The 13,280-nt window shown below is 46.5% G+C and carries 15 protein-coding genes; 8 read left to right on the forward strand and 7 right to left on the reverse strand.

What is annotated here, in order from left to right:
* Positions 1–35: 35 nt before the first annotated feature.
* Together fen and radB are read right to left on the reverse strand one after the other, a co-directional pair.
* Positions 36–1,046, reverse strand: coding sequence for a flap endonuclease-1 (gene fen / locus TA_RS05360; RefSeq protein ID WP_010901446.1), 1,011 nt, complete (start codon positions 1,044–1,046; stop codon positions 36–38).
* A 3-nt stretch (positions 1,047–1,049) separates the two neighbouring features.
* A complete protein-coding gene (radB, locus tag TA_RS05365; RefSeq protein WP_048162368.1) occupies positions 1,050–1,739 on the reverse strand; it encodes a DNA repair and recombination protein RadB in 690 nt (229 codons plus the stop codon).
* 119 nt (positions 1,740–1,858) lie between these two features.
* Here radB and TA_RS05370 point away from each other — a divergent pair, with 119 nt between their 5' ends.
* Together TA_RS05370 and priL are read left to right on the forward strand one after the other, a co-directional pair.
* Positions 1,859–2,941: an aminopeptidase P family protein gene (locus TA_RS05370; RefSeq protein WP_010901448.1), complete on the forward strand. Its 1,083-nt coding sequence runs from the start codon at positions 1,859–1,861 to the stop codon at positions 2,939–2,941.
* Positions 2,938–3,960 (forward strand): DNA primase regulatory subunit PriL, encoded by a 1,023-nt coding sequence (priL, locus tag TA_RS05375; protein ID WP_010901449.1) that lies wholly within the window; start codon positions 2,938–2,940, stop codon positions 3,958–3,960. The genes TA_RS05370 and priL overlap by 4 nt, the downstream gene beginning before the upstream one ends.
* A gap of 4 nt (positions 3,961–3,964) precedes the next feature.
* Here the strand turns inward: priL and TA_RS05380 are convergent, their stop codons facing one another.
* Complete coding sequence (locus TA_RS05380) at positions 3,965–4,216, reverse strand: signal recognition particle subunit SRP19/SEC65 family protein (RefSeq protein WP_010901450.1); 252 nt, start codon at positions 4,214–4,216, stop codon at positions 3,965–3,967.
* Position 4,217: 1 nt separating this feature from the next.
* On the reverse strand, positions 4,218–4,601 hold the full coding sequence (locus tag TA_RS05385; RefSeq protein ID WP_010901451.1) for a 30S ribosomal protein S8e: 384 nt from the start codon (positions 4,599–4,601) through the stop codon (positions 4,218–4,220).
* Positions 4,602–4,920: 319 nt separating this feature from the next.
* Here TA_RS05385 and TA_RS05390 point away from each other — a divergent pair, with 319 nt between their 5' ends.
* Positions 4,921–5,274 (forward strand): NifB/NifX family molybdenum-iron cluster-binding protein, encoded by a 354-nt coding sequence (locus TA_RS05390; protein ID WP_010901452.1) that lies wholly within the window; start codon positions 4,921–4,923, stop codon positions 5,272–5,274.
* A gap of 1 nt (position 5,275) precedes the next feature.
* Here TA_RS05390 and TA_RS05395 read toward each other — a convergent pair whose 3' ends face one another.
* The 3 genes from TA_RS05395 to purS all read right to left on the reverse strand — a co-directional run bounded on the left by TA_RS05395 (position 5,276) and on the right by purS (position 8,208).
* Positions 5,276–5,977 carry a hypothetical protein gene (locus TA_RS05395; RefSeq protein ID WP_010901453.1) on the reverse strand — a complete coding sequence of 234 codons (702 nt, stop codon included), beginning with the start codon at positions 5,975–5,977 and terminating at the stop codon, positions 5,276–5,278.
* 185 nt (positions 5,978–6,162) lie between these two features.
* Positions 6,163–7,884 (reverse strand): DUF2070 family protein, encoded by a 1,722-nt coding sequence (locus TA_RS05400; RefSeq protein WP_241761815.1) that lies wholly within the window; start codon positions 7,882–7,884, stop codon positions 6,163–6,165.
* Positions 7,885–7,971: 87 nt separating this feature from the next.
* Positions 7,972–8,208: a phosphoribosylformylglycinamidine synthase subunit PurS gene (gene purS / locus TA_RS05405; RefSeq protein WP_010901455.1), complete on the reverse strand. Its 237-nt coding sequence runs from the start codon at positions 8,206–8,208 to the stop codon at positions 7,972–7,974.
* A gap of 246 nt (positions 8,209–8,454) precedes the next feature.
* Between purS and TA_RS05410 the strand changes: the two genes are divergently transcribed.
* The 5 genes from TA_RS05410 (at position 8,455) to TA_RS05430 (ending at position 13,269) form a co-directional block, all read left to right on the forward strand.
* Complete coding sequence (locus tag TA_RS05410; RefSeq protein ID WP_048161935.1) at positions 8,455–10,803, forward strand: plasma-membrane proton-efflux P-type ATPase; 2,349 nt, start codon at positions 8,455–8,457, stop codon at positions 10,801–10,803.
* Positions 10,804–10,903: 100 nt separating this feature from the next.
* On the forward strand, positions 10,904–11,287 hold the full coding sequence (locus TA_RS05415; protein WP_010901457.1) for a tRNA-binding protein: 384 nt from the start codon (positions 10,904–10,906) through the stop codon (positions 11,285–11,287).
* 8 nt (positions 11,288–11,295) lie between these two features.
* Entirely contained in the window at positions 11,296–12,258 is a 963-nt protein-coding gene (locus TA_RS05420) for an alpha/beta fold hydrolase (RefSeq protein WP_010901458.1), read from the forward strand.
* 40 nt (positions 12,259–12,298) lie between these two features.
* Positions 12,299–12,487 (forward strand): hypothetical protein, encoded by a 189-nt coding sequence (locus TA_RS05425; protein ID WP_010901459.1) that lies wholly within the window; start codon positions 12,299–12,301, stop codon positions 12,485–12,487.
* A gap of 11 nt (positions 12,488–12,498) precedes the next feature.
* Positions 12,499–13,269, forward strand: coding sequence for a glycosyltransferase family 2 protein (locus TA_RS05430; protein WP_010901460.1), 771 nt, complete (start codon positions 12,499–12,501; stop codon positions 13,267–13,269).
* Positions 13,270–13,280 lie beyond the last annotated feature (11 nt).

The following is a 13,280-nucleotide window of genomic DNA, read 5'->3' on the forward strand; positions in this document are numbered from 1 at the left end:
AATATTTAGTAAATACAAATTTTATTAGGATTATGTTAATCAAAACTATCGAGCCTGAACTGCGTCGACGCCTGATCATTCTTTCTCAGCGATTCCAGGTGATCCCTTATCCTCTCCCTTGAGAAATCATGCTCATCGCACAAAAAATGCTCTATTGCATCCGTATCTGGCTTTCTGAACTTGAAATCATAGTCCACTACCGGAGGATTCTTGAAGAAGTCTATTATCTCGTCCAGGTTCTCAATGTTCTTGCCTATGTGCTTCAAAACAGACTTAATGTCGCCTTCCTTCTTTATCAGGGCAAGGGCCTTCTTTGCCCCTATTCCCTTTATCCCCTCGTTGAAATCGGTGCCGACCAGTATACCTATGCCTATCAGCTGATCCTGGTTTATCTGATTTGCAGAGAGCACTTCATCCAGTATTATGTACTCCGGGTATACGGTCTTGTATATATTCTTCCTTGGAACCTTCCTGCGGCCGTATATCGCGAAGTTTCGCAGAATCTTTCTTGCTCCGAAGAGCAGGCAGTCGTAGTCCTGGGATATGACCCCATCGACATTCTTCTTCGTCATGTAGGAGGCCTGGGCCTCACCCTCAGATGGTGCATCGACGTAAGGTATCCCCATGTAATCAAGGAGTTTCTTCGTGTCATCGACTATCTGCGGGGTTATGTAATTTATGCGAGAGTAGTACTGCCTTAGATCTTCTTCGCCTCTCTCTATTGCCTCCTCCAGTTCTGCCTTTGCCTTCTCCTTCATCATCTGCCGTTCGCTTATAGTCCTGTTCTTCAGTGGGCTTGGCTTTCCGTCGAACACGTATACCGGCCTTATCCTGTTTTCCAGAAGGTTGATCGTCCGGTAGAATATGCCGTAGAGGTGCGAAGTCACATTGCCGTGGGAATCCATCAGTGGCATCCCATCATACTGCCTTACGTTGCTCAGCAACTGATACAGTATGTTGTATGTATCTATCGAGAATGTCTGATTGCCCTGATCCTTGAGAGAAGTCTCGTGGCTCACAACTATATCCGATATATCTGTTCCCATGCATCATCCCTCACAGCTAACTCCGTCATCCGTTATGCGAAACATTGCCGATACACCTTCCCTTACGGATCTGTGCTTTGTCACCGTTATCCTTCGCCTGCCATCCGGCATCTTCTCTATCCTCAGTATTGCCTTCATGGCATGATCGACAAGGAAGCCACCGAACGGGAGTAGCGTTCCATTGTCTATGTCCTGATATATCTGGTTAGTGATCAGAACCGGAATATTCTTCTTAGCCGCCACGGAGGAGAGCAGTGACAGCTGCCTCTGAAATTCGGCTATCCTCGCCTGCCTGTCATCGCTCTTTTCAAGCCTGAAGAACTCCGAGAAGGAGTCCAGTACGATCATGCCTATCTTCTGATCCCTGTCAGCCATCTTGGAGGCTTTCATTATGGCCACCTCCTGATCATCCAGAGAATAGACCCTGAAGAGCTTGAACATGGAGATATCCGAACGGCAAACCGCGAGGAATCTTTCAGGGGATAGCCCTTCTGAATCAATGTATATAACCTTCAGCCCCTGGCTCATCGCTGAGCATGATGCTATCATGCATATGTTCGTTTTTCCGGATCCACCCTCTCCGAAGATCTCGGTTATTATCCCGCCCTCCAGTCCTCCATTGAGTAAGGCATCGATGCAACCTACGCCGGTTTGAATCCTCCTTACACCCTGCTGTAGCGAGATCTCATCCATTATGGAATTCATATATCCATAAGGTATATTTTCATTTCCATGATGCATACACCTCCATACATTTCAGCCCATTCGCACCGGATTGCAAAGGATTATATTCACAGGTAAAATCTTGCATCATGGATGTAGAGAGAGTTTTCGAATACGCAAGAGAGGTCGACACACTTCTTATATACAATGCCTCGGAGAGCGCAAGGGATCCGACGTTTACCTATGTGACGCAAACGACAAACGGCATATTTGAAGGTTCTGCACTTATCGTTGGAAAAAATGGCACGACCATAGTGACATCACAACTTGAGGAACAGGCTGCTAGGGCCACAGGCCTGGATGTAAGAATATTCAAGAATTCCACAGACTTTCAGAATATCCTCAGGGAATTGCTCAGAGACGTGAATACGGTTGGATTGAACTATCAATCACTCTCACTGTCATCGTATAAGATGCTTCTGAGGATAGTACCTGATAAGGAATTCCTTGATGTATCGGCAAGCATACTTGAGGCGAGGAAGATAAAACAGGCCGAGGAACTGAAGAAAATAAGAGAGGCAGCAAAAATAGGCAGTGAGGTGCTGCCAGATGTTTTGGATAGCCTGAAAGAGGGCATGACCGAATACGAGGTTGCATCGAAGATCGTTTACCTGATGATGAAGAATGGAGCCTCAGGCCCGTCATTCGATACGATAGTTGCATTCGGACAGAATGCGGCCATGCCTCACTATTCACCCGGACAGGCAAAGCTGAAGAGGGGCGATTTCGTCCTAATGGACTACGGAGCCAGGTACATGGGATACTGCTCGGATATAACCAGGACGGTGGTATTCGGAAAGGCTACGGAAGAACAGAAGGAGATGTACAATACTGTCAAGGAGGCACAGGCTGCCGGAATGAAGGCCATAAGGGAAGGAGCGAACGGCAAGGATGTGGATGCTGCAGCCAGAAATATAATAGATTCCACAAAATACAAGGGGCGCTTCATTCATTCCCTGGGCCATGGAGTCGGCCTCGAGGTTCATGATCATCCAGCACTTTCCCCGACGATGGACTTCCCGCTTAAGGCAAACATGGTTGTTACCGTTGAGCCCGGTATATATGTTCCAGGATACGGCGGAGTGAGGATCGAAGACGACGTTGTTGTGACGAAGGAAGGGTACGAAAAGATAACCAGTGCGCCAACATACGAACTGATAGAAGTATCATGATACTTCCGGACAGGAAACAGATACTTGACAGAGAACTGATCCGTAGGATCGCAGATACCACAATATCAGGATCCGGCCATTCCGACGGACTGTCAGAATACGCATCCATTCGGAAGGCAGCGTTTGCCTTTGTGGAGAGTGCCGTTCTGGGCGATCAGGCCTATTCCCCCATTGAGAACGCGGAACTAGCCTTCATCGTCTGGATCCTGGCTGCACTTGACGAGAACATCATAACGGCCAGAACCATCATTAAGGCGAGAGACACTGTAGAAAAGCAGTTGCGTTTGGTAGAGCATTATGAAGATCTTGAGGAGTTTGGAAGTAGGCTTGGCATAGAAATATCGGTTTTTGGCGAGCAGATCGGAAAGGACCATCTGTATAGGATCGGTGTTGCGGATTTTGCCACCTATGCAAGCAGGGTTACCGGATCGAAGTACAGGCTATCGAACCAGATCGTCAGAGAAGGTTACGTCTATGTCGATGAAGATGTGATGGCCAAGGTGTTGAGAGAGGCCTTTGTTTCCTTCATGTTCGACACACTTGATCAGATAAGGAAGGAAGACGCCATAGAAACTATAAAAAGCGTATTGGATGACCTCGAAAAGATCAGGGAAAGCTACAGAAAGGCCCACAACGTTCGGATGATCGCAGGCAAGGGCGACGCGAGCATGTTCCCGCCCTGCATGAAGGAGATCATAAAAAATCTTGAGAGCGGCGTAAATGTGTCGCACATGGGAAGGCTTGCGCTGGCCAGCTTTCTGCACAAGGCTGGCTACTCAGAAGATGAGATCGTACCCTATTTCAGGAATGCACCGGATTTTGACGAAAACATAACCAGATATCAGATAAAACACATATCTGGCGAGATATCCGGCACAGAATACACTCCGCCGAAGTGTGAGACAATGCGATCAAATCATCTGTGCTATATGGATGACGATCCTCTCTGCCACAGAGAATGGATGAAACATCCGCTTACCTATTATGAGGTCAAGAGAAGAAACCGGAAAATCAGATGAACGCCTAAAGCCTTTTTTCTATTAGCTTCATGATGGAGCTCTTCTTCAGATTTGATTCCAGGATATACATCTTTGTCTTCTGCCAGGGTATCCTGGGATAGTAGCATTCCCTAACCTCATAAGTTATGCCGGCCTCGTCAAGGATCTTGCGAAGCCTCTCCTCCGAGAAGTTAGCCAGAGAACGCTTAGAGAGACGCCTGCCCTTCGATCTGGGTATATCCCTGGAAAAATACTGAAGGTAGAGCGCACACCTCATTTTACTTCAGCAGCTTTGCGTTTATGACGCCGTCCTGCCCGGGCCTGGACGTGACTACTGCGTCCCCTATTTCCGTGGCTATGACCGTACCCTTATTTATTATGTTCCTCTGCACATAGTGGCTGTTGGCCGGATTCGCCTTCACTGTTATGATCTTCGCCTTCTTGATCTTCTTCTCTGATGCATCGTAAACATTGGCAGTCTCTGCGGTGAAAAGTATAACCTTTGTATTTCCGCCCATTGTGCGAATTACCTTGCGCTCTGTCTTTGTTCCCAGTTTCGTCAGCGTCGGCTCTCTTCCGAGCTCAAATCTTCTCTTCTTGCGGGACTGCTTTAGGCTTCCGCCGGTAGCTTTCTTACCAGATTTACCCTGAAATATCGTCATGCATTCACCTGTTATATCATCCCCTTTCAGCAGTTGCAAACGGATGGCTGGCTCATTATGGCAGATCAGTTCTGCCAGGAACCGAAGCTCCTGCAGTATGGCCACCAGTTGGATCTGCTGATGGAATTATCGGTGATGGCTTATTGTATATAACTTTATCAACTTTTCCGATCCCGGCAAGCGCAGCGTTGTGCGGAATCGCGTCGCATTAGTGGTTCTCTCTCACACATTTCCACGCATTCCATCGATCCCATTGTTACAATCGCGAATGATATCGGAATATCGATTACATTTATATAGCTAAGTGACATACCTATCTATGAAATTCGCAGTAGCAGTTTCAGGAGACAGGGTCAATGGCCCCGGAGAGTCAGAGGAAGTTCAGATATATGAGACGGATGGAGGAAACGTGAGATTGATAGAGAAATACAGCAATCCAGCCCTGAATGCAACAGCGGCGCGCGGCGTATTCATGCTGAAGTCCGCCCTGGATCATGGGGCAAACGCTCTGGTCTTAAGCGAAATAGGATCACCCGGCTTCAATTTCATAAAGAATAAAATGGACGTATACATTGTGCCGGAAATGCCAGTTGCTGATGCCCTTAAGCTGATACTCGAAGGCAAGGTCAGCCCTGCAACCGCTCCGACGCACGATCATGGACACCATCACTGAATCATTGATCCAGAACCAGCGCCACTTTCCGCTTCGCCAGGATGGATGCCAGATCCTGAGGTAGATAAACCAGATCGTTGCTGTGCAGCGAATAATTCCTGTCAAGCTGGGCAATGGGCGGCAGATCTTCTGTGATCATAACCAGAACGTATCTACCATCCTCTTTTTTGATTTCTATATTTTCGCTGGGGATCTCCGCCGGTGGTTGATGCTGATCCTGTACCACCTGTGGTTCTTCCTGTGGCTTCTGATCAGCAATGGCCGTTGGTGATTCGTCCGCAGGGGCTGGCTGTGCCTCAGCCCTTGCCTCATTTTTCTCTTCGCGCTTAGGTATGAAGCTTTCAAATTCTTCAGTTATTATATTGTGGATTTTCTCTATGAATTCCTTTTCCTCGTCGGTAAGAAGCGATAATGTTTCGCCACTTATGTCATAAATGGCCTTCGCAACAATCTTTTCAAATCTCCGCTGAAACAGGCTTCTGAAATCCCTCTTTAAGGTCTGGAAGCGATTGTTCATCGTTAGGTAATTTTCTATGTCCTGCTTCTGGAAGTATTCGGAGGCCTCCGCCTGCAGATCCGACAGAGCAGCACGTACCTTCCGGTATATATCCGGATCTATCTCTATGATCTTGCGATGGCTCTGCTCGGCATATATTGCTGTGCGTATTTCCGAAATCAGCTTATCGATATCTGCTGGCTTCATCTATTCCAAATCATTCTTATATGCAGTTTATACTAATCTCATTTTCCATGCCCGTGACATAAGGCATATGAAATCGATCAGCAGTGGACTAAAGGAAGAAAAATGAATCTTCCCATTCAGATGATATCAAATCATGATCAGTTTATCCTGGCTGATTCTGGATCTCTATCAGGATTTTCGTGATCTCATATAAATCTGAAAATCAGGAACGTTGTTGCGATCGTTGTCGGTATGGTGTATATCGCTGTGAACTTGGCCGTACGAACCGCGGAAAATACCGTAGATATGAGTGTCTGGAAGTTGTTCTTTTCTCCCATTTTCACGGTGGCATAATCCGTGGCCATGCCTACCTTTACAGGTTCCACATCGGCCTTTGCTCTCTTAACTGCCAGCGCAATGAGATCCGCTATCCTATCAGCATCCCCCCTGGATCCGAGTGGGAAGACGTCGAGTACGCTGGCATTGACGTAGTGATTATCGGTGGTGTATATTTCTACGCTTGATACCGTATCCGATAATCTTGATCTTACCCTCTCTATGAGATCGGTTGTTATATTGTTCGAATCGGTGAGAACCACTGCATCGTACCTATCGCCTGTCTGCAGAACTGCCGCCTGTATTCCCATTGATGCAAGCCCGGGAACATCCTCATAAACTCTGGCATATCCTATTCTGGTCTCGTACTTTGGCTCGTCCCTCAAAAATTCCCTTTCGAATGCCTTTATCGTTGGTGAGGCGTTCTTGAGCTCTGGGGCCTTCTTCCTGAAATTATTCTGTGCATCGATCACTGCAAAGTCGTCAGCCCCAATCTTTTTCATGTGCGCAATTATCTTCAACCCTTCCTCTAGGGCAACATCATCAAAGGCTGTTTTCTCTGGCACTATTGCGCCAAGGCCAAAATTACCGAACCTCTCTACGTATATGACAAATTTCCCGGCCGCAACCTTCCTTGGCCTGGCCATCCTTTCGGTGAAGACCAGCTTCTGGTGGGCAGACCTTATAGCTTCGGCTATATTGTCGATATCCTGGTCTCCCCTGCAATTGTTATCGTTGCTGGTTGTTGTGTGGAAAACCATCAGATCCCCCAGCTCCGGAAGCCTGGTGCTGAGTCTTTCAGGCAGGTTGCTGCTCCCAAGAACTCCGAATGGTCCGGGGTGAATGTATGGAAATATCATGCTCACCTTTATGCTACCATCCATCCTCCTTACTTCCACTAGCTTAACAGGAATCTTGCGCTCATGGCTGTAGATCCTGTCAAAAAAGTGCTTTACCGATATATTCGATTCCAACCTCTTACCGGAGTTCAGGAAGAACTCCAGTATTTTGGATGGTGACGATTTGTATTTCTTCACGAACTTGGCCGTGGCCCTTCTTATCAGGAAATAAGCTGCAAGGGCATAAACAAGCGACGATATTATGAACGGTACGATGAGCAGATACTGCGATCTGAAGATCAGTATAAATATGATGAGCATCGAATAAACATAGTTCATGGAAGGGATCAGATCCTTTATTCCGTCCGCAGGGTAGAATACGTAGAATATCAGAAACCTGAACAGCGTAGTTGACGAAATCGCAAGTAAAAGTGAAGAATCATAGGATCTGAACGCGTGTGTCAGTATGAGTATCCAGAAGAAAACATTCCATATGACGAGCGACACGAAGTTTAGATACACATTCCTCTTAACCGGGAATACTATCTTCGATATCTTTGTGAAAAACAAATCAAGCAGAATGGAAATTAAAAAGGTGCCCGGAACGATCAGGAGTGTGGTGGTTATATCCCTTATAAAATAATAGTCTATCAGACCTATCGCTATCAACGGTGCGATAAAGTATTTCGGCGATATGGATTTCCTCACAAATGTCGAAAGATCATCTATTGATCTCTGTTTTTCTGTGTACAACAAATCAGTAATAAAGAGAAGTATTTCTTTTTTATGCGTTATGTTGAAATTTACGGGAAAAGTTTATTTTGTTAAACTTTTAACAAATTAATGAGATGACCCTTCAATCGCTTCTATGGTATATGTGTGTATGACGGGATTTGCAAGTATTTTGCTGGTTATCTCGGAAACTTCGTCTCTATCGTCAGCATCTATATAGTAAACCTTTGATGTCCTGACGTCCCTTATTCCCTTGTATCCAAGAATATTAAAGTTTTTGAGGATAGTCACAGCCTCAGGATCCTCAACTCCTTCCTTGTACCTTATTTCAACTCGAAACTTCATGATGGAGTATACGAACACAGTTAAATATGTTAACTATGGGCGATCATGCGTCTCCTGCGTAGAACTGTCCTCTTCCCTGCCATCGATCCTCTGCTGATGTTTCAATTCCTCACGCGATCATAAATCAGGTATATGGGCCATAGATAAACAGCGCGTTTCACTTTTCTAAACCTATGCGCTTTATAACGAGCTATGATATCAAGTTGCCAATTTCCTCGATCTGTTCTAATAGAATGATGCTATGTAATGGATATGGCGTCCCAGAAGGTGGATATCGATCAGATCCTGAAGGAAGTTAATTCCGGAAAATCCGGACTGACCGAAGAGGAAGCCCAAAGGAGATTATCCCAGTATGGGTATAACGAGATACAGGAGAAGAAAGAGAGCCGCATTGTTAAATTTCTCAAAAAGTTCTGGGCGCCTGTACCGTGGATGCTTGAAGCCACAATAGTCATAACTCTCCTGCTTGACAAATTGCTGGATACTTATATAATAGCATTTCTTCTCGTCTTCAATGCAGCTGTAGGCTTCTTTCAGGAGTCTAAGGCGGAGAACGCAGTAGAACTCCTGAAACAGAAGCTTAGCGTGAAGGCCAGAGTAGAGCGTTCCGGCGTATGGAAACAGGTTGAGGCGCGTGTTCTTGTACCCGGAGATGTAATAGACATACGCCTTGGAGATGTGGTTCCTGCTGATTCCGTAATATTATCCGGCAGTCTGGAGATAGATGAGTCCGCACTCACAGGTGAGAGCGTTGCTGTTACGAAGGATACTGGGGATATAGCTTACTCGGGCTCGGTGGTGAGGCGCGGAGAAGCCCTAGCCATAGTCTATAAAACCGGATCAGCAACCTATTTCGGAAAAACAACCAGCCTGGTGCAGTCAGCTGGATCAAAATCACATATTGAATCGCTGATATTCAATATAGTCCGGGATCTCATAGTGATCGATGTCCTGCTCGTCATAATAACTGCGGTCTATTCCTATTTCATTCACATACCCATACCTACCATAATTCCCTTCGTACTTGTTCTGCTCATAGCCTCTATACCAGTTGCGCTCCCAGCAACATTTACCATTGCAATGGCCTACGGTGCTCTCGACATTTCAAAGAAGGGGGCCCTTGTTACGAGACTCAGCGCAATTGAAGACGCAGCATCCATGGATGTCCTGTGCTCGGACAAGACTGGAACCATCACCAAGAACCATCTCACCGTATCTGATCCACTCCCACTCAATGCGACCAGAGAGGATCTGATAAGGTACGCGGCATACGCCTCAGAAATGGCGAGTGATGATCCTATCGATAAGGCCATTCTAGAATACGCAAAAAATGCGAATCTATTGCCTGATCTTTCTCTTCGATCCAGTTTCTTACCATTTGATCCATCGACGAAGAGGACCGAGGCCACGATCAAGGTGGAGGGCAAAACACTGAGGGTGGCCAAGGGAGCGCCGCAGATAATAAGCGAACTCTGTGGAATGAGATACGAGGATATAATGGACAAAGTCATCGAAATAGCAAAGAGAGGCTACCGCGTAATTGCCGTGGGAGCTGGGGAGAATAGCATGCACCTTGTCGGGCTTATACCTCTCTACGATCCTCCCAGAGATGATTCCAGAAAGCTGATCTCGGATCTGAAAAATCTCGGTGTCTCAGTTAAAATGGTTACAGGGGACAATGCACCCATTGCGGAGGAGATAGCTAACCAGGTTGGGATCGAAGGCCAGGTCTGCAGCCTCCATGGGAATCAGAAAATTTCCGATGAGTGCGGGATATATGCTGAGGTATTTCCTGAAGATAAATTCAAAATCGTGAGATCCCTTCAAGAAGCGGGGCATGTGACCGGAATGACCGGTGACGGCGTAAATGATGCACCCGCTCTAAAACAGGCTGAAGTTGGGATAGCGGTCAGCAATGCAACGGATATTGCCAAGGCATCAGCAAGCATAGTGCTCACGCATGAGGGTATATCTGATATCGTTGAAGCTGTGAAGGAGGGCCGTAAGATCTTCCAGAGGATGCTCACATACACGATGAACAAGATAGTGAAGACGATACAGGTCGTCATCTTTCTGACAGCTTCATTCTTTGCAGTACGCTACTTTGTAACAACACCGTTTGACATCATACTGCTCCTATTCGCCAATGATTTCGTCACGATGTCCATCGCAACAGATAACGTAAGATACTCCAACAGACCTGAGAAATGGAACGTGAAGGCACTGATCGTTACTTCCGGCCTGATAGCAGCACTGCTCGTTGTTGAAGGTTTCATAATACTCTACCTGGGGATATACCTGCATTTCTCAAAAGATATGATACATACGCTTATATTCGATATGCTTGTGTTCAGCGGCCTGTTCAACGTCTTCATGGTGCGTGAGAGGAGGCGCTTCTGGCATTCAAGGCCCTCACGCTATCTGCTGGTTTCGATAGCGGGCGACATTGTTGGAATAAGCCTGATATCGACCTTCGGCATATTAGTAACTGGCATACCGTTCTATTCCGTATTGATCGTACTTGGCTTTGCCTTCGCTTGGATGGCGGTTCTGGATACCATCAAGAACTATCTTTTCCGCATTTATGGCCTCTGAAGCCACAATTAACCTTCATAACATCGGCAGGTCAGAAAATAAAAAATACGTAGTAAATATTTAACATCAAATATGGATTTGTAAATGACCGGAGACGCAGGTGATCGATTTCGAAACCGGCTCCGATTATGGAGGTCGATGGATGAAGACAAAGGATCTGATAGATTATGGGACCTTTTCCAAAGTGGACATGAGAGTCGGAAAGATAGTGGATGTGCAGGACTTTCCTGAAGCAAGGAAACCGGCATACAGGATCCGCATATATTTCGGCGAGGATATCGGATACAGGAATTCGTCAGCCCAGATCACAAATTACACGAAGGAAGAACTGATCGGCATGAACATAATAGCCGTTGTAAACTTTCCGCCTAAACAGGTTGCTAATTTTATATCAGAAGTGCTTGTATTGGGCGCCATCACCGATAAAGGCGTTCGACTCATACAGGCCGATTCGCTCTCCAGACCTGGAGACTATATTGCATGAGGTGTAGCTTGATAGAGATTTCTGAGGAAAAAGTATTGGCGAAGAGCCTTACTGAAAATCCACTTGGAGATCCCGCAGTCAGAGATGTTAACATCATCAAGGTGAATGCAACTGAGAGATCGCCCGTTATAATAGGACTCGCTGGCTTCACCGGATCTGGGAGAAGTTTTCTGAACAGAACATACACGAGCATGGATTTTCTTACGGCGCTGAAGGAAATTGATGAAAAGCGATCAGACCTTGGCTTCATCATTGTTCTTCCAGACGTGATGACAGGGCTATATGGGAATCAGTACCTCAACTCCAGCGCGGTCGGGAACTACGAAGATTTCATAGTTAAGGACATTGTAGGCATCATAAGGGAGAGGTTCGGAGAGAGGCCGATGGGTGTATTCGGAAAATCGTCAGGTGGCTTCGGATCCTACACACTGGCGGTCAGGCATCCCGACATCTTCTCGGGCTTCATAGATGTTTCAGGCGACTCTGCGTTCGAATACGTGTACATTCCTGATTTTCCGGACACCTACAAGGAGATACGAAGGCAGGGCCTGTACAGGTGGTTTGATGAGATTCACAGAAAGTTATCGCTTCAGAACCAGGATATAAAGGTGGCCAACATAGTGGCGATGTCGGCATTTTACAGCCCTGATCCAGGATCGCCCATGGGCATAAGCCTCCCCTTTGACATTGAAACGGGCGAACTCATAGAATCCGTGTGGAACAGATGGCTGAAATTTGATCCTGCAAGGAATATTGCGGATTACATGGACGTGCTCAGAGATATGGCCATCTTTCTTCAAGTCGGTGCAAAGGATGAATTTCACACTGACATAGGTATCGGTACAATGCACAGGAAGCTCGAACAGGAGAACGTTGTGCACTTCTATGAGGTATATGACAGCGGGCATTTCGGGATCGATTACTTCTACCTTAAATCCCTACCGTTGCTGATCGAGCTGATAGAGCAGTGATCAGAAAAAGCTTAATAATCATACAACACATTGCAACAGGATGGAAAAAACATGTGAGGTTTCTGGCTGCAGCAATCCCAGTTTCAAAACCGTACCAGCAGAACTGGCCAGAAAGGTATTTTCTCTGACCAGCGATAAAACCAAGGTTCACCTCTGCAAGGAGCATTACAAGGAATACAAGAAGAAGACAAAAGAAGACAGAAAGATCGACAGGGCAGACTGGGTCTGATAAGATGGGCAATGACTGAAGCCGGCGCATCGATCGTCGTTACGGTGAAGAATGAAGGAAAAAACCTCCGGGAACTTCTCGAGAGCATTGAGAAAAATGATTTTACCAATTTTGAAACGGTAGTTGTGGATGATCTCAGCACCGATGATACCGAGGATATAGTGAAGAGCTACCGTTTCACGGTTTACAAGAGGATCGCATGCTCAAGGGGAGAGGGCAGAAACATAGGGGTTGATCTCTCCCGATACGGGTATATTCTCTTTACGGACGGTGATGCAAAGGTATCCGAACACTGGATATCCGGCATGGTATCGGCGCTGGCCGCAGGCAACGATGCAGTAATAGGAAACACCCTTTATACAGGAAAGAGAAGGTACATGCAGGAACGTGTCAAGATCTTTCTTGAAGGAATAGAGGTCACTGCACCATCCGTAAACCTTGCATACCGTAAGGATCGATTCCGGCAGCTGGGGGGCTTCGATCCTAAGTTCGTAACTGCTGAGGATATCGATCTCAATATAAGGGCAGTGAAGGCGGGGTTCAGGTTTGCAACCTGCGATTCATGCGTCGTGTATGCGAAGGTGAGGGAAAATCTGGCATCGTTCCTGAGGCAGGCCTACTGGAACGGATATGGGCGGTATCAGCTGGAGATGAAGCATCCAGGTATAACCAGGAACACAAGAGTAAGGCTCGGCCATAATTTCTTTGATTTTCTCCATATGGTCTCTGGTGCAGCCGGGTATCTATCGGCCAGGATCTCGGAAGGAAAACAAGGCCGGTGAACATCATTGGC

Origin of the sequence: Thermoplasma acidophilum DSM 1728, assembly GCF_000195915.1 — an archaeon.
In the GTDB taxonomy this organism is placed as follows: Archaea; Thermoplasmatota; Thermoplasmata; order Thermoplasmatales; family Thermoplasmataceae; genus Thermoplasma; species Thermoplasma acidophilum.

Coding starts and splice junctions, on each gene's coding strand:
- TA_RS05430 (WP_010901460.1), top strand. CDS start 12,499: ATGACTGAAGCCGGCGCATCGATCGTCGTTACGGTGAAGAATGAAGGA.
- fen (WP_010901446.1), bottom strand. CDS start 1,046: ATGGGAACAGATATATCGGATATAGTTGTGAGCCACGAGACTTCTCTC.
- TA_RS05370 (WP_010901448.1), top strand. CDS start 1,859: ATGGATGTAGAGAGAGTTTTCGAATACGCAAGAGAGGTCGACACACTT.
- TA_RS05410 (WP_048161935.1), top strand. CDS start 8,455: ATGGATATGGCGTCCCAGAAGGTGGATATCGATCAGATCCTGAAGGAA.
- radB (WP_048162368.1), bottom strand. CDS start 1,739: ATGGATGAGATCTCGCTACAGCAGGGTGTAAGGAGGATTCAAACCGGC.
- purS (WP_010901455.1), bottom strand. CDS start 8,208: ATGAAGTTTCGAGTTGAAATAAGGTACAAGGAAGGAGTTGAGGATCCT.
- TA_RS05380 (WP_010901450.1), bottom strand. CDS start 4,216: ATGAGGTGTGCGCTCTACCTTCAGTATTTTTCCAGGGATATACCCAGA.
- TA_RS05425 (WP_010901459.1), top strand. CDS start 12,299: ATGGAAAAAACATGTGAGGTTTCTGGCTGCAGCAATCCCAGTTTCAAA.
- TA_RS05395 (WP_010901453.1), bottom strand. CDS start 5,977: ATGAAGCCAGCAGATATCGATAAGCTGATTTCGGAAATACGCACAGCA.
- priL (WP_010901449.1), top strand. CDS start 2,938: ATGATACTTCCGGACAGGAAACAGATACTTGACAGAGAACTGATCCGT.
- TA_RS05385 (WP_010901451.1), bottom strand. CDS start 4,601: ATGACGATATTTCAGGGTAAATCTGGTAAGAAAGCTACCGGCGGAAGC.
- TA_RS05390 (WP_010901452.1), top strand. CDS start 4,921: ATGAAATTCGCAGTAGCAGTTTCAGGAGACAGGGTCAATGGCCCCGGA.